The organism is Paenimyroides tangerinum (assembly GCF_003865405.1).
Lineage (GTDB): Bacteria > Bacteroidota > Bacteroidia > Flavobacteriales > Flavobacteriaceae > Flavobacterium > Flavobacterium tangerinum.
The window spans coordinates 17,772-43,007 of record NZ_RQVQ01000004.1 but is presented as its reverse complement, the minus strand read 5'-3'; the positions used below and the strand labels follow the sequence as shown (position 1 = coordinate 43,007).

The window sequence follows — 25,236 nt, the reverse complement described above, 5'->3', positions numbered from 1 at the left end:
CAAAATAGAATGAATTATGAAAACTACGATATCCTTTGGTTTACTATTTATTTTTTTCTTAATCAGTTGCAATAAAAAGGCTGCTGAAAATGAAATAGATACAATTGAATCAATTCAAAAAAGAGAAATTGAAAACTACGACAAAACGTATGCTAATGCAGGCGAAATTATCGCTGATTATTCCATTGAATTAAAACCAAATCAGGAACAAGCAAAAAATTTTGGCAATGAATTGATACCGTGGATTAACATAGAAAACGCAAAATCTCAAATAAACCAACTAATCAATCCGAATGAAATTCTGATTGAACAAACCTCAGCAAAATTAATTATTGATTATCCTCTAAATAACCCAGCTATTATTGAAATTAATAATCCAAATGGGTTTTCAAGAAAGGATTTGATATTATTAATAAGTGAAAAATATAAAGACATATATAAAGAAGAAGAAGCATCCGCTAAAACTAAAACCATTCCATTACAACAACGAACTGGTTTAATCAATAGAAATCAAACAGATGGGAAATATGGAATTTGGGGACACGATTTGTCTGATTTAGGATTAAGTGGAATTGAACTTTACCAGAACAAAGAAGGTCAAATTACGATTTCATTACAAATTGAATCATAAAATTTTAAAGGTGAATTTATAATTCATCTTTTTCTTTCATTAAATCTCACTGTATTTAACATAATATCAAACTTTTAGATATGTATCAAAAAGCAATAACTATAAACAATGTTCCTGTTGATTTAGTAATATTAGATAATTTTCTGAACAAGAATCAAAAAATAGAGGCAATTAAATACATTGTTGATCACTGTAATGTAGGTCTAAGAGATGCTAAAAATTTTGTTGATAATTACGACCCTGAAAATATTGAGCAAGACTCAAATTTGAATTTCCCTAAGAAAGAAGGTGTACAAATTAAAACACTGAAAAATACGATCGAAGTTCGATATTGTGACGACCAAGGAATCGAAACACTCGTAAATCCAGACCATATATTATGGAAAAACGTAAAAAGAATTATGCATGATAGTTTGAAAATCAAAGAATATGAAGATGCATATTATAAAGAAAATTCGATAACGAATCAGAATGTAAATCCTATAACTGTTAAAATGATAATACTGGAAAGCTTGTTATCATCTTAATTGTTGTGATTGCATTAGTTACTTTGATGTATTTCTTAACTTCATAATAATATTTTTTTTTCCAACTTTCTATGAAAAACAAAACCTTATTTATTTTCTCAATTCTCTTTATTGGAATTGGTTCTATTTTCATAATCAAAAAAACAAAAACCGAATTAAATTTAGATGTTGGTAAAACATTGTTATCTTCTGACGTAGTTGAAGATTCAATTTCTTATACTAATTTTTTGATTGATGTTAAAAATAAAAAAACGGAATTTTTAAAAAGTGATGATGCTAAAAAATATTTATTTGATATTTATAACGAAAAAATTTCTAAATATTGGATAGGAACAAAATGGGATTTTAATGGAACAACAAGAAATCCAAACGAGGGAACCATTGCTTGTGGTTATTTTGTAACCAATGTTTTAGCAGATTTAGGATTTAAAATCCAACGGGTAAAATTGGCTCAAGATGTTTCTTCAAAAATGATAAATGAACTTTGTGTGAATGTAAAACGTTTTGGAGATTTTAATAAATTAAAAGAATATATCGAAAAACAACCAAATCATAGTGTTTTTATAATTGGTTTAGATTTTCATACAGGTTATGTTCTAAAAGCTAATGAAAAAATCTATTTTTTACATTCAAATTACATTGATAACGAAGGTGTAATTAAAGAAGAAATTGATTATTCAAAAGCATTGAGAAGTAGTAAATCTTTTATGATTGGAAATCTTTCTGAAAATAACGAATTGATTTCTAATTGGATGAAATAAAAAAAGCTTCTAAAATAGAAGCTAAATTTTATAAAACATCTAAACTACCTTTTCCTTCACGGATAACAACGGGTTCGTGACCTGATAAATCAATAACCGTTGAAGCAAAATTATCGCCATAACCACCATCGATTACCAAATCAACAATATTTTGCCATTTCTCAAAAATCAATTCTGGGTCAGTTGTGTATTCTAATAATTCATCTTCGTCATAAATCGAAGTCGAAACAATTGGGTTTCCAAGTTTTTTCACAATATCAATTACAATATTGTTATCCGGAACACGAATACCAACGGTAGTTTTCTTTTTAAATTCCTTCGGAAGATTGTTATTTCCTGGTAAAATAAAAGTATATGGTCCTGGCAAAGCACGTTTTAAAATCTTAAACGTACTTGTGTCAATCTGCTTGATATAATCAGAAATGTTACTTAAATCACTACAAACAAAAGAGAAATTAGCTTTTTCTAGTTTGATTCCTTTTATTTTAGCAATTTTTTCTAACGCTTTTGTATTCGTAATATCGCAACCTAAACCATAAACAGTATCGGTCGGATATATAATTAAACCGCCGTCTTTTAAGACTTTGACCACCTTATCAATTTCTTTTTGATTTGGATTTTCTGGATAAATTTTAATAAATTGACTCATAGCACTTTTTTTATTAAAAATTACGAAATTACATTCAACTTCGCAAATCGAAGTAATAATTTTTTAATTCCGCCAACTTCAAAGTGAATTTCAGCTTTTCTATCAGCTCCCACTCCTTCTAAATTCAATATTTTTCCTTTACCAAAACGTTCATGCATCACCACTTGACCTTGTTCTAAACCAGAAGTATCAGCTTGACCTTTAGTAGATGAAATCGCTTTTGAAAGTTCTTTCAACTTACGAATTTGCGGACCTTCTTCTTTATTATTGATTTCAGAAAGTGTCTTTGGAGGCGTTCCTGAAACAGGTTTTGTTTGTCTAAATTTTGATTTATCAACATCACCAAAAATATCAGAATTGATTCCTGATTTATAACGATAATTCGTTTCTGGCGGAGTCAGAAATTCTAAATATTGTGGGGCAATTTCTTCTATAAAACGAGATGGGTCACAATCTGTAAGTTTTCCCCAACGATAACGCGATTGCGCATAAGTTAAATACGCTTGATGCTCTGCACGCGTCAACGCAACGTAAAACAATCTTCGCTCCTCCTCTAACTCACTTCTTGTACTCATACTCATTGCACTTGGAAACAAATCTTCTTCCATTCCAACACAGAAAACCGTCGGGAATTCCAGTCCTTTTGCCAAATGAATGGTCATTAAAGCGACACGGTCATCGTCACCTTTATCATTATCTAAATCGGTTGCTAAAGCGACATCTTCCATAAATTCAGCCAATGCACCACGAGCGCCATCAACTTCTTTTTGACCTTCTGTAAAATCTTTAATACCGTTTAATAATTCTTCAATATTCTCTAATTTTGCAATTCCTTCTGGAGTTCCATCTTTTTTTAATTCTTGAACCAATCCTGTTTTTTTAACCACATAATCGGCTAAATAATAAGCATCTTGAGTTTCATTTATAACCTGAAAATTTTTAATCATAGTTACAAAATCATTGATTTTATTTTTAGTTCCAGCCGTTAATTTCAAATCGATTTTATCGATATGTTCCATTACTTCGAAAATACTTCGTTTGTAATGATTTGCTGCAATATTTAATTTTTCAACGGTTGTATTTCCAATTCCACGAGTTGGGAAATTTATAATTCGAACCAATGCTTCTTCATCTTTTGGATTGATTACCATTCGTAAATATCCCAAAACATCTTTGATTTCTTTACGTTGATAAAACGATAATCCACCATAAATTCGATACGGAATATCGCGTTTACGCAAGGCATCTTCCATGGCACGAGATTGCGCATTGGTACGATATAGAATTGCAAATTCGCCATTCATTTTCTGATGCAACATTTTTTGTTCGAAAATGGTACTTGCGACGAAACGTCCTTCTTCTGCATCTGTAATCGAACGATGAACTTTTATTTTTGGTCCATCCGGATTAGCTGTCCAAACCACTTTATCTAATTTTGTTTTGTTGTGGTCGATAATTGTATTTGCGGCTTCAACAATATTTCTAGAAGAACGATAATTTTGTTCCAAACGATAGGTTTGAACTCCTTTATAATCTTTTTGAAAATTTAGAATATTATTGATGTTTGCACCACGAAACGCGTAAATAGACTGTGCATCATCACCTACAACACAAATATTCTGAAAACGGTCTGAAAGCGCCTTAACAATTAAATATTGTGAATGGTTGGTATCTTGGTACTCATCAACCAAAATATATCTAAAACGGTTTTGATATTTTAATAAAACGTCAGGATGAAGCGTTAAAAGTTCATTCGTTTTCAATAATAAATCGTCGAAATCCATAGCTCCAGATTTAAAACAACGCTCAACATAATGTTGGTAAATATCACCAATACGAGGTTTTTTAGCCATCGCATCAGCTTCCATTAATTCTGGATTATTGAAATACGCTTTTACAGTAATTAAACTATTTTTATAAGATGAAATTCTACTTAAAACCTGATTCGGTTTATAAATATCACGGTCAAGTTGCATTTCTTTGATAATCTGTCCGATTAATCGTTGACTATCTTGAGAATCATAAATCGTGAAATTAGATGGATAGCCTAATTTATCAGCTTCTGAACGTAGTATTTTAGCAAAAACCGAGTGAAACGTTCCCATCCAAAGATTTTTAGCTTCGGTATGACCAACGATTTTAGAAATACGTTCTTTCATTTCACGTGCTGCCTTGTTAGTAAAAGTCAACGATAAAATGTTAAACGCATCAACTCCTTGATGCATCAAATAAGCAATTCGAAGTGTTAGAACACGGGTTTTCCCAGAACCAGCTCCAGCGATTACAATCATTGCGCCATCTTTCTGTAAAACAGGTGCTCGTTGAGCTTCATTTAATTGATTTATTAATGCTTCCATAGTTTCTAATTTCAAAAGCTCAAATTTACTACTACATAATGGTTATTACAAGTTTTTTAATAATCGTAAATTAATATTTGTTTAGTCTTTCAGATTTACTAATTTCGAAAAAAAAATAAATGGAACTAGATATTAAAGAATTGGCATTACTTTTTTTCGGACTTGTTTTAATTGTAGTGATTTATTATTTCTTAGATAAAGCTATCAATAAAAATAGAAAACCTAAATATGCTCAACCTCCTGTTTTTTATCAGGAAGAAAGCAAACCAAAACGTCAAGCTACACCACAAGTTTTACAAGCTTATGAACGTTTAACTATTTTAATGGAACGTATCGATTTACCTAAATTATTATCTCGTGTACAGCCTATTTCAAGCTTAAAACAAGATTATGCAAATTACTTAATACAAAATATTGAACAAGAATTTGATTTTAATTTATCGCAACAATTATATGTTTCAGAAGAAAGTTGGGCATTAGTTTTAACTGCTAAAAATACAGTTATTCAAGATGTATTAAAAACGTCTTTAGATGAAAAAGTAATTAACGCTGATGACCTAAGAATGAAACTTTTAACCAAATCTGATAATAATAATGTTGTTGATTTAGCAAAAACACGTCTGAGAAAAGAAGTAACTGAAATGATGTAATTTTAGGAATGATATTTGTATCTTAAAGAAAAATTAAATGTTAAGATTATGAAAAAGATATTTATACTATTAAGTCCACTCCTATTTTTCGCTTGTGATACCAAAGGTGATTGTGGTTGTGAAGTTTATAACATTTTAACCGATGATGAAGGAATTATAACTTACGAATTGATTGGAACTCGAGAAGGATATTGCTCTCAATACGATTTAGAAGGTTATTATTTTGTTGACGTGAATTGTGATTAGATAAAAAATAAACCCATTAGTTAAATTCTAATGGGTTTATTTTTTATTCCGGATTACTAATTTCATCCATTAATTTTTTCAAAGCTATATGTTCATCTTCTGGTAAGTAAGGAATTAAATCATTGAAATGCTTTTTGAATTCTTTCTTTGTACACAATTCGATAATTGCATCACGACCAAATTTTCTAAACTGCGGTTTGTGACTGACCAATGCATTTACAAGATGTGGCAGTGTATTACTATCGTATTGATTTAAAAACCACATTGCTGAAATCGCATTCATTCGAACATTACTATTGTATTTAGAATACGCATAACCTTCCAATTCTTTATACCAATTTGCCTTTTTTTCAGGATAATAATTATCCGTAGCTAAAGCTAACATTAACCAAGTGATTCGTAAATTTTTATCGTTAAAACCTTCCCAGTTTTTTGATTTATCTAAAACCTGATGTTTCAAATCTGGACGTTGATACCAAATGTTTTTCAAAGCCATTTCTTGTGTCAAATACGAACCGTCATCCAAGAACGTTTTATACGTTTCTACATATTCATTCGGGATTTCCTTTAGCACTTGAACCATTGCTTGACGTACCTTTACGTTATCCGAATTTGCAACATAATCATAAAATTCTTTTGCTTCTTCATACGGAACATTATGAATTTGATAAATGACTTCTTGTTTTACTTTTTCGTAAGGACTTGTAGTTAATACATTAAATAAATATTCTTTTTTCGTAGAAAATGGCAATGCTTGCTTATCAACCAATTCTAAATATTGTTGAATCATCGGATTGTTTTTCAACAGAAAAACAGCTTGTTTTATATCAAAAGATTGATTTGTTAGCCATTCCTTTTTGAACTTATCAGAATTAAACGAATAAACACTTTCAACTTCCTTCAGAAACTCATCTGTAGAAACGTTTTTAAAACCATATTTATCTAAATAATTTTTTACAGCAGTCTGAAAATTGGCATCTCCAATCTGATTTCGTAAAACAAATAAGGCCCAAGCTCCTTTTTCATAATATGTCAAAGACGTAGCACCTTCACTATAAACAACCGTATTTTTAGCAGTTTTACTTTCTTTCTGGATTTTCTCAGCCATTTCGTAAAGTTCCCAATAAAAATAATCGTCACCATAAATATCTCGTTCTGCAAGCAAAGCATAAAAAGTTGCAAAACCTTCTTGTAGCCAATGGTCTTTTGGTGTTTTCGCAGTTATCAAATCACCAAACCATTGATGCGCCAATTCGTGTGCATTTACGTTTACATAACTTCTGTCAACCGCACCTATTTTATCAACTACAAAATCTTGATTAAAAATTGTTGATGTTGTATTTTCCATTCCCGAATATAAAAAATCTTCAACAGGAATGTTTCTATAAATTTTCCAAGGATAATTGTAACCGATTTCTTTTTCCAAAAAATCAAACATTTGTTTCGTATGTTGATATGTAGTTTCGTTTTTCGCTTTGTCTGAAGGTTTTAAATACGATTCAATTGGAATTCCTGAAGCACTTTTATGGATAGTTACATCATATTTACCGATAGCAAACATCAACAAATAAGAAGACATCGGTTGTTCCATTTGATAATTCCAAGTGATATTATTTCCGTTTACTTTTTTATTTGCTAAAACTCCGTTTGAAACAACTTGATAATTTTTATCAAACGTAATCGACATATTATAAATTACTTTCTCATTGTAATCATCAAAACTTGGCAACCAATGAGAAGTATATTTTCCTTGACCTTGCGTCCAAATTTGCATTTGATTTCCTGTTCCAATGAAATAGACAGTCTGTTTAGGAATGGTATTGTATTTAATCGATAAATTATTATCACCGATTTTATACCCCGAATAAAGCTTTATTTGCTTGTTATCGTATTTGAATCCAGCAGGTTTACCATCAATTAAAACCGATTGAATTTGCATATTTTTAGCATCAATTCTAATGGTATCTATTTCAGATTTTACATCAAAATTATAAGAAACATTTCCTAATATTTTTCGTTGAGAAATATCGAAATCTATAGATGCATTAGCTTTTATAAAATCAACTTGATTTTGTTTTTGAGCAACAGCTATTTGAGTTATAATAAAGAATACAGGAAGTAATATTTTTTTCATAAATGAACTTTAGAGAATCATAAAAATAGTAAAACTTTTAGAATATGATTATTTATTTCCATCAAATTAAAAGCTTCGGTTAAAAAAACGTAATTTTGCAACAAATACAAATTTATGCAGTTTACAGATTTTAAATTAAACAATAACGTTTTAGAAGCAATTAAAGATGTTGGTTATGAAGCTCCTACTCCAATTCAAGAAAAGGCAATTCCTTTAATTTTAGAAGGAAGAGACTTGGTTGGATGCGCTCAAACTGGAACTGGGAAAACGGCAGCATTTGCCATTCCAATCATTAATGATATTCATAAAATTGTTGGTTCTGCAAAAAAAAGAAAGCTAATTCGAACAGTTGTCTTAACTCCAACACGCGAATTAGCAATTCAAATTGAAGAAAATTTCGCAAAATATTCACAGTTTACGAGCATTAAAACGTTAGTTCTTTATGGGGGTGTAAACCAAGTTCCACAGGTTGATGCTTTAAAACAAGGTGTTGATGTTTTGGTTACCACACCAGGTCGTTTTTTAGATTTGTATAAACAACAACATATCAATGTTGACCATGTACATCAATTGGTTATTGATGAAGCGGATTTGATGTTAGATATGGGTTTCATTGCCGATGTTCGAAAAGTAATTAAATTAACTCCAGATAATCGTCAAACATTGTTGTTTTCTGCAACTATGCCAATGGCCGTTCGTGAGTTAGCAGATGATTTTTTAACTAATGCAGCTTTTGTTTCAGTTGACCCGATTTCTAGTGCATCTATTCAAATAAAGCAACGCATTTATTTTGTAGAGAAAGAAGATAAAAAGAAATTATTGTTTCATATCATTTCTACACAACAATTAAAAAATATTTTACTTTTTGTAAGAACCAAACAAGGTGTTGATTCGGTTGTAGAATATCTTCAAAAAAATGGTTTAAATGCAGATGGAATTCACGGTGATAAATCACAAAATAAACGAGAAGAAATTTTAAAAAGTTTTAAGGATAAAGAATTAGATATTTTAGTTGCTACAGATGTTGCTTCACGCGGAATTGATATTGATGCGTTACCTTACGTTATCAATTACGATTTACCAAATGTTCCAGAAACGTATGTCCACAGAATTGGAAGAACTGGAAGAGCTGGAATGGAAGGAACTTCGATTGCGTTTTGTGGAAAAGATGAAAAAGTATATTGGGATGCAATTAAGAAATTAACTCGAATTGTAGCTAAAGAAATTCAAGACCATCCCTATCCTTGGAAAGAAAAAAATCCGAATGCAAAACCTGATTTCCGTAATAAAAAGAAAACAAATACAAACTCGAGCCAAGGAAAATCAAATTCTAACAACAACTCGAATTCAAGAAAATCAGATTCTTCTAAGAAAAACAAAAAAAGATGGTATTAAGAATCCTTTCATTAGGATTCTTTTTTCTTTTATTACAAAATTATCGTTTTAATATAATTATTTGCAATAAAAATATTTTGTGTATTTTATATTGTTTTTTTTAGATATTTGTTAATAGAGAAAAAGTTAAGATGATTAAAGTAGAAAGACTATTTGATGTAGCGTATTACGCCCATCAAAAATATAATTTACCTGTAATTTTTGCAACAAAATATAACGGGAAATGGGTAAAAACATCTAATCAAGAATATTTAGATAAAGCAAATGCAATTTCTAAAGCTTTGATTCATTTAGGAGTTCAGCCCAATGATAAAATTGCTGTAATTACAACTGCAAATCGTACAGAATGGAATATTTTAGACATTGCTATTCTACAAGTTGGAGCACAGAATGTACCAATTTATCCGACAGTTTCAGCTGAAGAATTTGAATATATTTTTAATCATTCCGAAGTAAATTTATGTTTTGTTTCTGATGAAGTTTTATATAATAAAATCAAAGCAATTGAAGAAAAAATTCCTTTAGTAAAAGATTTATATTCATTTGATAAGCTTGAAAATTGTAAAAACTTACAAGATTTAATTGATTTAGGAAATTCATTAAATAATGAAGCAGAAGTTGAAGATAGAAAAAACAATGTAAAAACAGATGATTTAGCAACAATAATTTACACTTCAGGAACAACCGGAAAACCAAAAGGTGTTATGTTATCACATAAAAATATCATTTCAAATTTTATGGCTTGCCAAAATCGGGTTCCTTTTATTTATGGCAAAGATACCGCTTTGAGTTTTTTACCATGTTGCCATGTTTATGAAAGAATGCTTTTATATTTATATCAATATGGTGGATTATCAATTTATTTTGCTGAATCAATTGAAAAAATTGGTGAAAACATTGTTGAAGTTAAACCTCATGTAATGTGCGTTGTTCCACGTTTACTTGAAAAAGTATACGATAAAATTATTGAAAAAGGGGCGGCATTAACAGGTTTTAAAAGAAATATTTTCTTTTGGTCTGTTGAGTTAGCTGAAGAATTTGAAGCTTATGGAAAAAATGGTTTTTGGTATGAGTTCAAATTAAAAATTGCCCGAAAATTAGTTCTTTCTAAATGGAAACAAGCTTTAGGCGGTAATTTAAATACAGTTGTGTGTGGAAGTGCAGCTTTGCAACCGCGTTTAGGCAGAGCTTTTACGGCTGCAGAAATGGTTTGTATGGAAGGTTATGGTCTAACAGAAACTTCCCCAGTTATTGCTGTTAATGACTTACGTAATGGCAATTTAAAATACGGAACCGTTGGAAAACCAATTGATGATGTTCAAGTCAAAATTGCTGAAGACGGTGAAATACTTACAAAAAGCGATTCTGTAATGCTTGGTTATTATAAAGACCCTGAAAAAACAGCTGAAGTAATCAAAAATGGATATTTTCATACTGAAGATATTGGAGAAATTGATACTGAAGGCTTTTTGAAAATTACAGACCGTAAAAAAGAAATGTTTAAAACGTCAGGAGGTAAATACATTGCACCTCAAGCTTTAGAAAATGCTATGAAAGCGTCACGTTTTATTGAACAAATTATGGTGGTAGGTGATGGTGAAAAAATGCCAGGAGCTTTGATTCAGCCCGATTTCAATTTTGTTCGAGAATGGGCAAAACGTAAAAAACTTAATATTGGAACTACAAACAAAGATTTAGTAGAGAACAAAGAAGTAATTTCTAGAATTCAAGCTGTAATTAATGAAATCAATAAAGGTTTCGGAAATTGGGAACAGATAAAAGTATTTCATTTGACACCAGAAATTTGGAGTACAGAAGCTGGACATTTAACCCCAACAATGAAATTTAAACGTAAACATATTAAAGAAAAGTACATTAATGAATACAATAAAATGTATCAACATTAATTAATCTCTTTCAAATAAATGATAAATACCTTCAAAAAATAATTATTTTTTGAAGGTATTTTTTTGTTAAAAAAACATTATCTTTAGTATTGTAAAACAGCTTTTTAAGAACAGATTAAATGAATTTGTACTTAAATTAAAGAGTTATTTTATGACAAATTTCAATAAAACAAAATCACAAATCGCTAATTCGTTATTTTAAAAAATGGAAGTTTTTAAAGAAATCGATTACCGCATAGAAAATAAACCTAAAAATAAAATACTTAATGTATCAACATTTTTAGAGCATTTTTCAATAATCACATATTTAGTAGAAATAGAAAAACTTAGAATTCATATTCCTGATAAGTTTGAAATTTTTACAATTACAAAAAATTCTAAAAAAATCGGTCTCGTTAGTGCTGTAACATTTATTGATAAGGATTTTCATTTTATGAATCTATTTCCATTTCTAAAAGTAAGTTTTCCACAAACTAATTATCGAGCTTATATTATTGATAAACAAACAGGTGAAAATTGCGCTTGGTTTTTTGGAACAGGAATTGGTTCTAAATTGGTTAATATTCCAAGATACTTATGGAAAATGCCTTGGTTTTATTCAAAATATCAGACAGAATTTAACTTCGTTAATAAATATGATGTTTATAAAATAAAAATAGAAGCAAAAAATTCTAATGCTTTTATTGATATTACGGAAGAATCAATTCCAAAATTTAATTATCAAGATTTTAAAGATATAAATGAAGCTGAACTTATTTTAACTCATCCAATAACAGGATATTTTTTTCGTAGTGATAAAAAAATTGGTCGATATAAAATCTGGCATCCTAAAATGAAAATTAAAACAGCAAAAAGCAATCACGTTTATTTTGAGAAATTTGAAAAACTTGGTTTGTTAAATTCTGAAGAAATGATGAATCCGTATTCAATTTTAATAACAGAAAAAATTGAATTTATTATCGATTTACCACCCAAAAGTATTTCTGATTGATATTAAAAAAAAATCTAAATTTTTTCGAGAGTTAATCAAGTTAGTTTAATTGTATAAAATGTATCCAACCCTTTAAATAAATATTTATGAAAATAAAACTATCAATACTTTTTTTAGTCATAAGCTTAACTGTCTATGCACAAAATCAAAATTACTATGCATTTTTTTGGAATAATTCTTATGGAATTGTAAAATATGACTTACATGAAATAATTGCACCATCTTATGAAACTAAAATAAACTATCCAAATATAAAATCATCTCAAATTATTTTAGGAGTAAGAAAAATAAGTTTTTACTATTTGATAATAAAACTGGTGAATTTGAAAAATTAGATTTTTTATTTTATGAAAGGCGTATATTTATTAACGACAATAGTTATTATTATGGTTATAAAGGGAACGACATTTTTTTATTAAATATTGAGCAACCCGAATTACGTAAATCTCTTTCAAAAAAATATAAAAGCGTAGAGCAAATAGGATTATATCTAATTGGTTATTATGAGGATAGAGTTGATTGGCATAATAAGGCTGAAATTGAAGAATCTGTTGATATTATTGACTTGAAAGAATATGAAATCAAACTGTCAAATCAGAAAATTGTTGATTTGAATTTTTATATAAATGAAGAAACAAAAAATTTAATTTATGCACTAGAAAAAAAAGATTCTACTTTATTTTTCGATGAAAATATTAATATTATTACTACTGCGCCAAAAAAAATAAACAGTCATCTTGAAGTAGCTGATTTTTTACTTGAAAACATGAATTTAAAAATTCAAAATCAAGCCAATAAAGTAGGTGGAGATTTTGAACCTGATTTTGATTATCCATATATCGATATTAAAAAGGAAAGTAATCAAAATGAATATTTAGTTTTCTGTTTTTATTATTCAGAAAATGAATACAAACCACTCTTTAAAATTAAAAAGCAAAATAACAAACTAATAGAAATCGATCGCAAACAAAATATAATAAATAGCTTTACAAAAAATAACAACTCTAAAAAATTAAATTTTTCTTTTCATGTTGATGTAAAACAAAACAAAGTTCTTTTTCCTGAAAAATATTGGAAGCTTATTGGATTAGAATTAATTAACACAAATAATACAGAAACCGCAAACTAAAGAAGAAGCTATTGAAATAGTAGAAAAAATGAATTCTAATTAGTTGTTTGATAACCATACAGCAATGATGAGAATCAATTTTTGAGAGTTAAAAAAAGAATCCTTAAATTCAAGAAAAGCTTATAAAAAAATATAATAAATACATCAATATTAATTTCATTAATCATAATTAATAATTGTTTTTTTAGTATTTTTCTTAATAAAAATTAAATTCTGTTAAAAAATATTTCATTCTAAAAATCAATGAAATCAGGGATATTTTAAACAAGAACAATTGTTTATTTTTAAGAATTATTGTTTTTATAGGTTCAATTTAGAAAAATTACCTACGAAATTAACTTTTTGAAGTAAATAAATCAACTGTTAAAACCAACAAAGATGTTACAAGGGATTTTTTCATTATTTAATTCTGATAAACAGATTAAAATATCTACGATTTTAATAAATGATTTTATTAAAAATGATCTAATGACAGATGAAAACGAATTTATACCTCATCAAGAAAAAGAAAATTGTAAAATAGATATCATTTCATTAAATGAAGAACGAATCAATTACATTTTAAAAGGGATAATAGAATCTGATAAAACTTTTCAAAAATCAATAAAACAAGTAAAAACAAAAAAAGAGATTTCAAAAGAAATTTTATACATCAAACACTTCGTTGAAATAAAGGAAATTAACAGAAAAGAATACGATAATATTTGCTATTATAATTATTCAAAAGAAGAAAAAATTAAACTACCTAAAAATATAATTTCTATTAAAATTGAACTATTTGAAGGAATTATTAGTTCTCCAAAAAACATTAAATTTTACTTAATTGCGGAAAAATACATAACGCTATAAAACAATAAAAGTTATTTTATAAAATTTCATTATTTCTTTAATTAAAATTCACAAATGAAAAAAATGACTTACTTCTTTCCTATTTTGTTTTTTATCTTTAATTGTCAATCTAAAGTTGAAAACACGACAATATTAAGCGAAACTAAAGATAATAATAATGAAAAAAATATAAAACAAGATTCATTACTTTTTGATGATTCTGTAAAAACAATTCACATTTTAGTAGCTCTTTGTGATAATAAATATCAAGGAATTGTACCTGTTCCAACCAAAATTGGAAATGGACAAGACCCAAATCAAAATCTTTATTGGGGTGCGATGTACGGTGTTCGAAATCATTTTAAAAATAGTAAAGATTGGAAACTCATACGGCAGAAAAAACAAAACGATGTAATCTTAGAACGTGTGGTTTACAAACACAAAACGAAAAATGTTTATTTGATTGCTGATGCATATGACGGTAAAGAAATAAAACAAACAACTATTGAATTTTTAAAAAGTAGTTCTGGTCAATTTAAAGACACATTACATATCGATAACAAAATAATTGGTATCAATGGAAATTCCGAATTAATTGCTTACATCGGACATGATGGATTGATGGATTTTGAAATTGAAAGTAATTTTAGAAATAAAGATAAAAAACAACGCGATGTCATTATTTTAGCATGTTTTAGCAAACGTTTTTTTGGTCCGTTAATGCAAGAAAACAATGTAAACCCAATTGTGTGGACTAGTAATTTAATGGCTCCTGAAGCATATATTATTCATGATGCTATTACTGGTTATCTCAATAATGAAACAAACGAAGAAATACGAAATCGAGCAGCCCAAGCCTATTCAAAATATCAAAAATGTAGTTTAAAAGCAGCTAGAAATCTATTAGTTACTGACTGGTAAATTAAAAAACGAGAACTTTCGGGTTCTCGTTTTTATATATCTATTTTTAGAATTGTATTCCTAAATATGTACTTGGAGTGATTTGTCTCAATTCAGCTTTGATTTCACCAGAAACATTCAAATTAGAAATAAATTCTTGAATTGATTCTCTAGTAATTGCAGCATTTGTACGAGTTAAATCTTTTAAAGCCTCATACGGATTTGGATAAGCTTCTCTTCTCAAAATCGTTTGAATTGCTTCTGCAACAACCGCCCAATTATTTTCTAAATCTTGAGCAAATTTAGATTCGTTTAACAACAATTTATTCAATCCTTTTAATGTAGCTTCAAATGCTATAATTGTATGTCCAATTGGAACACCAATATTTCTTAAAACTGTGCTATCCGTTAAATCTCTTTGTTGACGAGAAATTGGAAGTTTTGCAGATAAGTGTTCGAAAATAGCATTTGCAATTCCTAAATTACCTTCAGAATTTTCAAAATCAATTGGATTCACTTTATGTGGCATTGCAGATGAACCAATCTCTCCTGCTTTGATTTTTTGTTTGAAATATTCCATTGAAACATAGGTCCAAATGTCACGATCTAAATCAATCAAAATGGTATTAATACGTTTTAATGAGTCAAAGAAAGCAGCAAAATGATCATAATGCTCAATCTGAGTTGTTGGAAAAGAATGCTTTAAACCTAAAATTCCTTCAACAAAATCCTCTCCAAATTGTCTCCAATCGTTTTTTGGATAAGCAACAAAGTGCGCATTAAAGTTTCCAGTTGCTCCACCAAATTTTGCAGCAAACGGAATGTTATTTAACAAACGTAATTGCTCTTCTAAACGAACTACAAAAACATGAATTTCTTTTCCTAAACGTGTTGGCGAAGCTGGTTGTCCGTGTGTTCTTGCTAACATTGGCACGTCTTTCCATTCGATACTCAACTCTTTTAATTTATTGATTACGTTAATTAAAGTTGGCATATAAACACTCGAAAACGCATCTTTAGTAGATAATGGAATCGCCGTATTATTTATATCTTGAGACGTTAATCCGAAATGGATAAACTCTTTATGTTCTTCTAATCCTAATTTATCAAAAGCTTGCTTAATGAAATATTCAACTGCTTTTACATCATGATTTGTAGTTTTCTCTGTTTCTTTAATCCATAAAGCATCTTCTGTAGAAAAATTTTCATAGATATTTCGTAAAGATGGATAAATAGCTTTATCAACATTTTGTAATTGAGGTAAAGGTAATTCGCAAAGTGCAATAAAATATTCAACCTCTACTAAAACGCGATATTTAATTAAAGCTTCCTCAGAAAAATAAGGTGCTAAAGCTTGTGTTTTACTTCTATAACGACCATCGATTGGTGAAATAGCATTTAATTCTGTAAGCATAATTTCAATTGTGTTGTTAAGATGCAAATATAGTTAGCTTTTTAATAGTTTAAAAATAATACGTATATTGAATTTTGAAAATTTAGATAAAATGAAAAGATTCATAAAAGTTATTGGTATATTTTTAATTGTGATGTTCATCACAATTTTCTTAGCTAATAGAAGTATTATTAACTGTACGAATGATAAACATTCTGATAAAATCGAAAATGTACCGAATAAAAAAGTAGGTTTACTTTTAGGAACCAATAAAAATTATTCAAACGGTAATCCTAATAAATATTTTTACAATAGAATTGATGCTGCAGTAGAACTTTACAATGCAGGAAAAATTAAGTATATCATTGCTTCAGGTGATAATAGTTTACCAGGTTATAACGAACCTGAACAAATTAAAGAGGAATTGATTGCAAAAGGAATTCCTGAAGAAAATATTTTTTTAGATTTTGCTGGTTTTAGAACTTTAGATTCGGTTGTCCGTTCAAATGAAATTTTTAACCAAGATGATATTATTATCATTTCGCAGAAATTTCATAATCAGCGTGCAATTTATATTGCAGAAAAATATGGAATTGAAGCATTTGGTTATAATGCAAAAGATGTTAATTCCAATAATATTTCTAAAACTCAAATACGAGAATATTTTGCTCGTTTAAAAGTTTTTTTAGATATTCTAAGACGAACAGAACCGAAATTTTTAGGTGATAAAATAATTATTGATTAATCAATTTTCATAATATAAATTCACCTTCGTTGAAGCTTCTATAAATTGGGATTGGAATTGAGATTCAATTAGGTCAGTAAATAAAATTCCGTTTAAATGGTCAATTTCATGTTGAAAAATTACAGCAACGAATCCTTCAAGTGTTTCTGAAAAGATTTCATTTTCTAAATTTTGAAACTCAATCGTAATAACCAAACTTCGTTTTACGGATTTGTAAACATCAGGAATTGATAAACAACCTTCGTCACCTTCTCGTAAAATTTCAGATTGCCAAATGATTTTTGGATTGATATAAAATTCAAAAGGTCTGTCTTCTTTATCTACACGTTGAACCAAAATTACTTGACGATTTATTCCAACTTGAGGAGCCGCAATTCCAACTCCTTTTGAATTTTCATTAGTAACCGTTTCGTGCATTCGCTGAATCAAGTGAGCCAAATCGAGATTTATAGAATTTATTTCTGTTGATTGCGTTTTTAATATTTTTAAATCTTCTGAATTAGTGGTTTGTAAAACTCGAAAAGGAACATCAGCATCAAATGCATTGATTAATTCCAATTCTTCCGTTGTAAATTGGTTATCGTCTTTAATCATACTTATAAAATCGATTTAATAAAAGATTCCATTTCTTCAGGTTTTGTGATTGGAGCAAAACGTTTTAAAGGTTTTCCATTTTTATCTATTACGAATTTAGTAAAATTCCATTTGATAAAATTACCAAAAATTCCAGGAAGTTTTTTCTTCAAATATTTAAATACAGGATGTGCATTTGAACCATTTACATCAATTTTATCAAACATCTGAAAAGAAACACCATAATTCATCAAACATCCATCAATCGATTTTGAATCACCTGGTTCTTGTTTTAAAAATTGATTACAAGGAAATCCCAAAATGACTAAGCCTAGATTTTTATACTTTTCGTATAATTTTTCTAAACCATCATATTGCGGCGTAAATCCACATTTACTTGCTGTATTTACAATGATAACTGTTTTTCCTTTTAAGGTTTCAAACGGAAAATCTTTTCCTTGTAAGGTTTCTGCTTTTAGATTATAAAATTCAGACATAAATTAGTTATTAGATTCTTCAACAGAAATTCCTTGCTTTTGCAAAACTTTCTTAACGATAATTGCGTAAAATAAAATATAAATAAAACAAACTAAAGAAATTAAATACGACCAATGAATTCCAATCATATCGGCTAATTTCCCTTGAATTGGAGGAATAATTCCACCACCCAAAATCATCATTACCAAGAAAGCAGAACCTTGAGCTGTATATTTTCCTAATCCCATCAACGCTAAATTAAAAATCGATGGCCACATAATACTACAAGCCAATCCACCAGAAAGGAAAGCATAAATGGCAACAGTTCCAGTTGTGTTTAATCCAACTAATAACGCTAAAATTCCAAAAGCACTAAAAACAACCAATGTACGAACGGGCTTATCTTTACTTACAAAAAATGCAACAATTTGTATTACAACGCAAATCACATAAAAATACAATTGCGACATATCGTAATTTGCCAAAGTGTTTGCAGCAATGATTACCGAAAATGCGATAAACGGCATTAAAATGGTTAATAAACGTTTTTTGTTTGCTGAAAACTGAAAAGCACTAATAGCTCCAGCCCAACGTCCAATCATCATACTTCCCCAATACATCGAAACATAGGGTGTAATTTCTGAAGCTTGTAAACTTCCAAAATCAGGTGTTTTAAGAAGTTCTCCAAGATTACTTCCAATGGCAACTTCTACTCCAACATACATAAACAAAGCAATCATTCCCAATAAAAGTTGTGGATATTGCATTGCTCCCCAACCTTCTGTTTTATTTCTTGAACGGAAATAGGCACTTGCTAAACTTCCTAAAACAACAAATAAAGCGATTGCCAACCACATCATTCGTTTGTTTTCTAACGGAACTTTGATGGTTTGTAAATCCGTTTTTAAAGTTGCTATTTCAGATTGTAAATTTTCTAATTTAATACTATCTACATAAGATAATGATTTAACTTCTTCATTTTTTGAATTGATTTGTTTTTCAATTTGAATCACTTTGTCATTTTCAACACTTTTATAGGTTTGAAAAACTGGAACCAAACTCAAAAATAGCAAAACGGTCATTATGATTAATGTTGTTAATGCTTTTGTAGATTTTTCAATTGGTTCTGTAGATTTTCCGTCTGGTAATTTCTTAGAAAAATAAAATAAACAAGCCGCAGCAATAAATAGAAACCCAACACAAGAATAAAGCAAAACCACTTTATCCAAACTCAAGGTTTTTATTTGTTCGTCGTTAACAGCAGCGGTTGTTCCAAACAAAGCAAAAGCAACAATTAACGGACCAATTGTAGTTCCTAACGAATTAATTCCTCCTCCAAGATTTACACGACTTGCACCTGTTTTTGGATCGCCCAATAAAATTGCAAACGGATTTGCAGCTGTTTGTTGTAATGAAAAACCAAGCGCCATGATGAACAATCCGCATAACATTCCGATGTAAACATTTGCTTCAACGGCTAAAATCATTGCTCCGGCTCCTAACGCAGAAAACAACAATCCGAAAATAATACTTTTGCGATAACCCCAAAAAGTTACCAAATCTTTACCACGAAGCATTCCGAATGTAAAAAGTAAAAGTCCGCCAAGATAATAAGCGGTATAAAACGAAAAGTCAATCAATTGCGATTGAAATTGGTCAAGGTGAAAATATTCTTTGCAAAAAGGAATAAATATATTGTTCCCAGCAGCGATGAATCCCCAAAAGAAGAAAACTACAATAAGCGTATAAAGCGCAGGATAATTAGTTTTTTGAACGTTATTTGTCATTCTATTTTTATTTATGTTCAAATATAAGAAATCGAATGAATGTTTAAATAAGTTTGCTAAAGTTTATAGAAATAAGTTATTTTTGTTGAAAATAATTGACATGAAAAAGTTAGCTTTACTATTGTTTATCGGTGGAATTTTCGCAAGTTGTAATGATGGAGATTTGGTTTTTGATGAATTGAATTTTAATCAAGACGTTCAAAAATGTACCGAAAAAAATATCTTTTATAAATTAAACGGTAATGAAATGCTAGTACTAAACATGACTGGTAAATTTGATGATCCGAATACTTTGATATTAAATCAGGAATATGAAACTGAAGCCTCTCAAAACATGATTCTTTACCGTCAATATAGCGATAAAGCAATTGCAGGTTCAATCTGTAGTTTAATTGCTCCTGCTTATCCACAAGTAGTTGATGAATTTGGAAATACAGGTGGAAAAATAACTTATCAACGTATTCGAAAAATCGAACAAAAAGTAGATGATCCAAGAGTAACGATTAATTATGTAATTTCGTTTAATCTTCAAAATATGATTTTATCTAATGGTAAATCTGAATTAAAATATGAAAATTATAATTTTGGAGAATTTTCAAATTCAAATGCAATTATAGATTTTAGTTTAGGAACATTATCGATTTGTCCAAACTCAGATATTATAATTTATAAAAGTACTCAAGCTTTTAAGATTTTAGGTTCTGATATTCAATTCAATCCAGAAACAGGTACACAATTGATAAATCTGAATGAAACGACAAAGATCAAGTTTTATCTTTTAGAACAATCAGTTAACGCTAATGAATATTGCGATATGATTTTCACAGATCCAGAAAATAAAATTACAGAAGAATGGACTGCAAAACAAGGAACTATTGAAGTTGTAACTACTGCAAATTCTACGGTTGAAAATCCTGAAGCCATTTCAGGTTATACCCAAACTTATGTTCTAAAAAATGCTACTTTTACAAATGGCTCGGATAGTTTTGAGATAACAAATCAAATTTTATGTACTAATAATATTAACTTATAAAAACAACAAATGAAAAAAATACTATTATTAGCATCTATTTCTCTTTTCTTGATTCAATGTAAGAAAAAAGTTGAATTACCAGAATTGGCAAAAGATAACGATTATGCCTTTTTTGATTTAAAAGATCGCGTTTGCGAAATAAATCAAAAAATTACGATTTTGGAAAAATCTAACTTTACAATTGAAGAGCAAAATGCTACTTATATATTTAATTCATTTGGATATTTAGTAACGGATTCGATTTACAACAATGAAAATGTTTTGATTGAAACAAATACATTCGAAAAATTGAAATTTCCGTTAACTAAAAAGCTATTTATTTCGACAGATAATTTTATTTTGAGCGAAACACTTTATGATTCGGTAAAAAACATTGCGCATTTTAAAAAATCAACTCCGAATAAACAAATTATTGAAGAACAACGTAACACATTATCAGATGATTATATTGTTCGTGAAGATTATTACACAAGCGGAAGCGCAACTCCTTCTAAAGTAGTTAAAATTGTTAGAAATGGCGATGTTATGAAAAGTAAAGTGATACTTTCTCAAACTCGTAAAATATTAGATTCGATTGTTTATGTTTATGATAAACACGATATCATTAAAGAAACACATTACAATGCCAATAAACAAATAACTTCTACGCAACTTTTTACATATGACGGTAAAAACATCGCTTCAGTAGTTTATTTAGGTGCATCAGGAAAAGAAGAAGCTGTTGAAGAATTTAAGTACAACCAAAATAACGATTTAACGTATAAATACAGTTTTACAGTCTCGGATAATTCAACTTACGAAGAACAAAATGTGTACAACAAAAATAACAAAATCGAAAAATCAGAAACCAAATTAAATGGAACTGTTTTGATTAGCACTACCTATAAATATGACGATAAAAACAATATCGTTAGTTATACTGTGAATAATTTCAATAACAAGGAAAACTTTTCAAAGACGTTTGTTTACACTTTTGATGAAAAAGGAAATTGGATTTCTAAAGAAGTAAGTTTTAATAAAGTTCCAACTTACAAAGTTTCTAGAACGATAAAATATTGTAACGAATAAAGCATTTAGCTAGATAATGGTCAGAAGAAATTTTGACCATTTTTTATTTTTAAACGGTTATTTGTTTGGGTTGCTTTGAGGTATTTTACCTTTGTAAAACATAATAAACTACTGCGTCCATTGTAAAGTCGAAACCATTTTAGTGCAACAGCAGTAGTTTTTATACTAAAACAAGCCGACTTTTTACGGTCAGCTTGAGTTGTTTTACTTATATTATAAAACTAATGTTTTATCATTTTAATTATAGAATTCAATATTTTTTTCAACTTTAAAAAAAGGAAATTCTTTTGTGTCAATTATTTTTAAATCTAATCCATCATACTCAATATTTTCGATTTTTTTATTTTTAATATTATAATTGAAAAATAATTCTTTGTAATCGACGATTGAACCTTCATACTTTGGATTATAATTATTATTATCTTTATGAATAAAATCTAATTTATTAGGAATTGATTTTTCTATATTTTTAATATCATTATCATTAATAACTATATAAATATCATTATATTTAGCTACATAATAAGACTCTAAGTAATTCAACATATTATTGTTTTTACTAATATTCTTCAGATTTAATGTTATTTTTTTATGATCAATTTTTTCAATTTGTAAATAAAATAGATCCTCATCTTTATAGCCTATATCGTTCTTGTAAATATCAATTATGGATTCTAAAGTATGATTATAGTTTTTATCATTTTGTTTAATACAGTTTACAAAAAATAAAGCTGAAATATAAATTAATAAATATCGCATTTTTAAAATCTATTATGAATTATATATGGGTCTATTCCGTTGTATTCTGTAGTCGTATTTTTTCCTCTCGGGGTTATATAAAATCGAGGTTCTTCTAAGCCAGCTTTTTTATATCGTTCAATTCTTTTTCTAGCGAATGCTGCATCTCCATCTTGATTATAATTTACGGTATTATCTCTATTATATCCTGAGGGACGTGAAGTACCTCCTGGATGATTATGATTGTGATTTTTTAAAAAAAGACCTTCACCTTCAAAATATTTCAACATAGAACTTCCATAACTAGAAGTAGATTCGTCAAAAGTAGTTCCAATTACAGAAACATCAGTAGTTCTATCTGCGTTTGTAGAATTTAATCTCATATATTCAAACTCTACTTCAGAATGCTGTGCAATAAAATCAAATAATTCTCCTGCTTTTTTATTGTTTGTTGTAATCAAAGATGAATATTTAGCATTATTTGCTTTTAAATTGCCATTATTCGTTCTAAAATCTTTTCTAAAACTACCATTTTCTCCATATTTATATTGACCTTTAAGCTTTCCTTCACCATCTATGAAATTAACAACATCATCACCTTCTGCTTTAATTACTTCAATTTCTTTTGTTTCTACATTAATATTTATTATATCCTCCAACTCATCGGTTTTTAAGCCTGCTACAGCCTGCATCCCATCAGGATCTATAAAATAAACAGGGTTGTTGTATGCATAGTTATACGGTGTCCATCTTCTTGAATTCTCCGCCAGCGGATCCACATTCATAAATCTACCTATTGCGGGGTCATAATTACGTGCGTGATAATCGTACCAATCTAAACCGAGTTCATCTTGAAATTCTTTTCCGTTGTATTTATATTTTTCAGCTTCTTCATTTCTACAACTATTAGAAATATCGTTATATCCTTTGTGCTTTAACCCAAAACATGTTTATAAATATACAACTTTTTCCTTTTTGTAAAGGCGAAACATTTTTATAATGAAACAAGCTGACCATAATGAGTCAGTTCGATTTTAGAAATATACATTGTAGAGAATTCGAGTTTCTGGAGTATTTCATTTACACAAAAAAACAGCAGTAACATTGAAGCTACTACTGTTTAATTTATTATTATTTATAAAAACTAAATCTATTTTTAAAAACATTCTGGATTTGAACTTACAAATAAATTCAATGTACCAGGTGAAACAAACGGAATACTTAATCCCAATCCTCTTAGAATAAATAAAACCCCAAGAATAACAACCAATACTGGAACTAATTTCAAAATTTTATTTCGTGTTGCAACTGTTATTTTATTTGAAATCAAAACCACAAAACTCATTAAAGGAACAGTTCCTAATCCAAAAAGCATCATATAAAAACTTCCTTGAATTGGATCTTGCGTTGCCAATGCTCCAAATAATGCAACATAAATCATAGCGCAAGGCAAAAAACCGTTCAAAATTCCAATCAATAAGAAACTTACTTTTGACTTATTAGAAAGCAACTTACCTAGCTTACTTTTAATTTTTGAAATTATTTTAAAAGCCGGATTCAAAAATCGAACTTTCTCTAAATCATTTTTAGGTAATACAACATAAACAATCATTAGAACTCCAATAATAATCGAAAAACGTTGTTGTAATCCAGCAATAAAAAGACCTTTTCCAAAAATTCCAAAAACAAATCCTAATGTAGCATACGAACAAATTCTTCCTAAATGATACAATAATGTTTGAATAATTCTTAAAGCTGTATTAGATCGGTTTACGGGCAACATTAAAGCAATTGGACCGCACATTCCCACGCAATGCAAACTACTTAACAAACCAAACAATAAAGCTGATATCATGTATTTAATTTAAATTAAACGACTCGCTACTTAAATATGAAATCCCATCATAAGTCCAATCTACAGAGACATCCCATCGACCGTTTACCAATTCAGCTTTGGGAATCAATAAGGAATTGGATGTCAATTTAAGTGGTAATGTTTGATCTAATTTTTCATTTGACGGACGATATAAAAAAATTTCTCCAGTTATTTTTGTAAAATCAAAATCTGAAGGAAATTCAATCACCACACCATCCGCAACATTTTTTATTAATAATTTTACTGATAAATTATTAGCATTTTGTTTTTTCTCATATTTTGAATCGATTAAAGATTCTGCTTGATAATAATCTTCAGTTACAAGTTCATTATCATAACTTGAATCAACTTGAACACGAATGACATATTGTAAAATAAATGCCATAAATAATATGATTCCGATGGTTATACCAGTTCCCCAATTAAATTTCATAGTTGTCT

Annotated in this window: 26 protein-coding genes; 15 read left to right on the top strand and 11 right to left on the bottom strand. The window is 28.7% G+C overall.

Annotated elements, in window-relative coordinates; genetic code table 11:
* Positions 1 to 16: 16 nt before the first annotated feature.
* The 3 genes from EG240_RS02375 to EG240_RS02365 all read left to right on the top strand — a co-directional run bounded on the left by EG240_RS02375 (position 17) and on the right by EG240_RS02365 (position 1,919).
* Positions 17 to 631 carry a hypothetical protein gene (locus EG240_RS02375; protein WP_125017032.1) on the top strand — a complete coding sequence of 205 codons (615 nt, stop codon included), beginning with the start codon at positions 17 to 19 and terminating at the stop codon, positions 629 to 631.
* 80 nt (positions 632 to 711) lie between these two features.
* Complete coding sequence (locus tag EG240_RS02370; protein WP_125017030.1) at positions 712 to 1,158, top strand: hypothetical protein; 447 nt, start codon at positions 712 to 714, stop codon at positions 1,156 to 1,158.
* A 71-nt stretch (positions 1,159 to 1,229) separates the two neighbouring features.
* On the top strand, positions 1,230 to 1,919 hold the full coding sequence (locus tag EG240_RS02365; protein WP_125017028.1) for a hypothetical protein: 690 nt from the start codon (positions 1,230 to 1,232) through the stop codon (positions 1,917 to 1,919).
* 28 nt (positions 1,920 to 1,947) lie between these two features.
* On the opposite strand, the gene EG240_RS02360 is transcribed toward EG240_RS02365, so the two are convergent.
* Positions 1,948 to 2,568, bottom strand: a complete 621-nt coding sequence (locus EG240_RS02360) for an L-threonylcarbamoyladenylate synthase (protein WP_125017026.1) — start codon at positions 2,566 to 2,568, stop codon at positions 1,948 to 1,950.
* Positions 2,569 to 2,588: 20 nt separating this feature from the next.
* Positions 2,589 to 4,925, bottom strand: coding sequence for an ATP-dependent helicase (locus tag EG240_RS02355; protein ID WP_125017024.1), 2,337 nt, complete (start codon positions 4,923 to 4,925; stop codon positions 2,589 to 2,591).
* A 119-nt stretch (positions 4,926 to 5,044) separates the two neighbouring features.
* Between EG240_RS02355 and EG240_RS02350 the strand changes: the two genes are divergently transcribed.
* Positions 5,045 to 5,575, top strand: coding sequence for a DUF7935 family protein (locus EG240_RS02350; protein WP_125017022.1), 531 nt, complete (start codon positions 5,045 to 5,047; stop codon positions 5,573 to 5,575).
* A gap of 48 nt (positions 5,576 to 5,623) precedes the next feature.
* Complete coding sequence (locus EG240_RS02345) at positions 5,624 to 5,821, top strand: hypothetical protein (RefSeq protein ID WP_125017020.1); 198 nt, start codon at positions 5,624 to 5,626, stop codon at positions 5,819 to 5,821.
* A gap of 43 nt (positions 5,822 to 5,864) precedes the next feature.
* Here the strand turns inward: EG240_RS02345 and EG240_RS02340 are convergent, their stop codons facing one another.
* On the bottom strand, positions 5,865 to 7,955 hold the full coding sequence (locus EG240_RS02340; protein WP_125017018.1) for a M1 family metallopeptidase: 2,091 nt from the start codon (positions 7,953 to 7,955) through the stop codon (positions 5,865 to 5,867).
* Between the two features lie 114 nt (positions 7,956 to 8,069).
* Between EG240_RS02340 and EG240_RS02335 the strand changes: the two genes are divergently transcribed.
* From EG240_RS02335 to EG240_RS02305, 7 genes are all read left to right on the top strand, one after another.
* Positions 8,070 to 9,350, top strand: a complete 1,281-nt coding sequence (locus EG240_RS02335; protein WP_125017016.1) for a DEAD/DEAH box helicase — start codon at positions 8,070 to 8,072, stop codon at positions 9,348 to 9,350.
* A gap of 131 nt (positions 9,351 to 9,481) precedes the next feature.
* A complete protein-coding gene (locus EG240_RS02330; protein WP_125017014.1) occupies positions 9,482 to 11,257 on the top strand; it encodes an AMP-dependent synthetase/ligase in 1,776 nt (591 codons plus the stop codon).
* Positions 11,258 to 11,462: 205 nt separating this feature from the next.
* The gene (locus EG240_RS02325) at positions 11,463 to 12,248 is read left to right on the top strand and encodes a DUF2071 domain-containing protein (protein ID WP_125017012.1); all 786 of its coding nucleotides are present in this window, start codon (positions 11,463 to 11,465) and stop codon (positions 12,246 to 12,248) included.
* Positions 12,249 to 12,334: 86 nt separating this feature from the next.
* Positions 12,335 to 12,583 (top strand): hypothetical protein, encoded by a 249-nt coding sequence (locus tag EG240_RS02320; RefSeq protein ID WP_125017011.1) that lies wholly within the window; start codon positions 12,335 to 12,337, stop codon positions 12,581 to 12,583.
* Between the two features lie 275 nt (positions 12,584 to 12,858).
* A complete protein-coding gene (locus tag EG240_RS02315; RefSeq protein WP_125017009.1) occupies positions 12,859 to 13,377 on the top strand; it encodes a hypothetical protein in 519 nt (172 codons plus the stop codon).
* Positions 13,378 to 13,755: 378 nt separating this feature from the next.
* Positions 13,756 to 14,226 carry a hypothetical protein gene (locus EG240_RS02310; RefSeq protein WP_125017007.1) on the top strand — a complete coding sequence of 157 codons (471 nt, stop codon included), beginning with the start codon at positions 13,756 to 13,758 and terminating at the stop codon, positions 14,224 to 14,226.
* 54 nt (positions 14,227 to 14,280) lie between these two features.
* Positions 14,281 to 15,126 carry a hypothetical protein gene (locus tag EG240_RS02305; RefSeq protein WP_235830321.1) on the top strand — a complete coding sequence of 282 codons (846 nt, stop codon included), beginning with the start codon at positions 14,281 to 14,283 and terminating at the stop codon, positions 15,124 to 15,126.
* A gap of 46 nt (positions 15,127 to 15,172) precedes the next feature.
* Here the strand turns inward: EG240_RS02305 and purB are convergent, their stop codons facing one another.
* Positions 15,173 to 16,519 (bottom strand): adenylosuccinate lyase, encoded by a 1,347-nt coding sequence (gene purB / locus EG240_RS02300; RefSeq protein WP_125017005.1) that lies wholly within the window; start codon positions 16,517 to 16,519, stop codon positions 15,173 to 15,175.
* Positions 16,520 to 16,610: 91 nt separating this feature from the next.
* On the opposite strand from purB, the gene EG240_RS02295 reads away from it, so the two are divergent.
* On the top strand, positions 16,611 to 17,243 hold the full coding sequence (locus EG240_RS02295; protein ID WP_125017003.1) for a SanA/YdcF family protein: 633 nt from the start codon (positions 16,611 to 16,613) through the stop codon (positions 17,241 to 17,243).
* Here the strand turns inward: EG240_RS02295 and def are convergent, their stop codons facing one another.
* From def to EG240_RS02280, 3 genes are read right to left on the bottom strand one after another with little or no spacing between them, the layout of a single operon-like run.
* Positions 17,244 to 17,837 carry a peptide deformylase gene (def, locus tag EG240_RS02290; protein ID WP_125017001.1) on the bottom strand — a complete coding sequence of 198 codons (594 nt, stop codon included), beginning with the start codon at positions 17,835 to 17,837 and terminating at the stop codon, positions 17,244 to 17,246.
* 2 nt (positions 17,838 to 17,839) lie between these two features.
* Positions 17,840 to 18,313 (bottom strand): glutathione peroxidase, encoded by a 474-nt coding sequence (locus tag EG240_RS02285; RefSeq protein WP_125016999.1) that lies wholly within the window; start codon positions 18,311 to 18,313, stop codon positions 17,840 to 17,842.
* A 3-nt stretch (positions 18,314 to 18,316) separates the two neighbouring features.
* Positions 18,317 to 20,080, bottom strand: a complete 1,764-nt coding sequence (locus EG240_RS02280) for an MFS transporter (protein WP_125016997.1) — start codon at positions 20,078 to 20,080, stop codon at positions 18,317 to 18,319.
* Between the two features lie 100 nt (positions 20,081 to 20,180).
* On the opposite strand from EG240_RS02280, the gene EG240_RS02275 reads away from it, so the two are divergent.
* Together EG240_RS02275 and EG240_RS02270 are read left to right on the top strand one after the other, a co-directional pair.
* On the top strand, positions 20,181 to 21,113 hold the full coding sequence (locus tag EG240_RS02275; RefSeq protein WP_125016995.1) for a hypothetical protein: 933 nt from the start codon (positions 20,181 to 20,183) through the stop codon (positions 21,111 to 21,113).
* Positions 21,114 to 21,122: 9 nt separating this feature from the next.
* A complete protein-coding gene (locus EG240_RS02270) occupies positions 21,123 to 22,181 on the top strand; it encodes a hypothetical protein (protein WP_125016993.1) in 1,059 nt (352 codons plus the stop codon).
* A 237-nt stretch (positions 22,182 to 22,418) separates the two neighbouring features.
* Here the strand turns inward: EG240_RS02270 and EG240_RS02265 are convergent, their stop codons facing one another.
* The 4 genes from EG240_RS02265 to EG240_RS02250 all read right to left on the bottom strand — a co-directional run bounded on the left by EG240_RS02265 (position 22,419) and on the right by EG240_RS02250 (position 25,228).
* Positions 22,419 to 22,940 (bottom strand): hypothetical protein, encoded by a 522-nt coding sequence (locus EG240_RS02265; protein WP_125016991.1) that lies wholly within the window; start codon positions 22,938 to 22,940, stop codon positions 22,419 to 22,421.
* Between the two features lie 2 nt (positions 22,941 to 22,942).
* The gene (locus EG240_RS16780) at positions 22,943 to 23,833 is read right to left on the bottom strand and encodes an RHS repeat-associated core domain-containing protein (protein WP_317126996.1); all 891 of its coding nucleotides are present in this window, start codon (positions 23,831 to 23,833) and stop codon (positions 22,943 to 22,945) included.
* A gap of 242 nt (positions 23,834 to 24,075) precedes the next feature.
* The gene (locus EG240_RS02255; RefSeq protein ID WP_125016989.1) at positions 24,076 to 24,774 is read right to left on the bottom strand and encodes a sulfite exporter TauE/SafE family protein; all 699 of its coding nucleotides are present in this window, start codon (positions 24,772 to 24,774) and stop codon (positions 24,076 to 24,078) included.
* 4 nt (positions 24,775 to 24,778) lie between these two features.
* Positions 24,779 to 25,228, bottom strand: a complete 450-nt coding sequence (locus EG240_RS02250; RefSeq protein ID WP_125016987.1) for a FixH family protein — start codon at positions 25,226 to 25,228, stop codon at positions 24,779 to 24,781.
* Between the last annotated feature and the right edge of the window lie 8 nt (positions 25,229 to 25,236).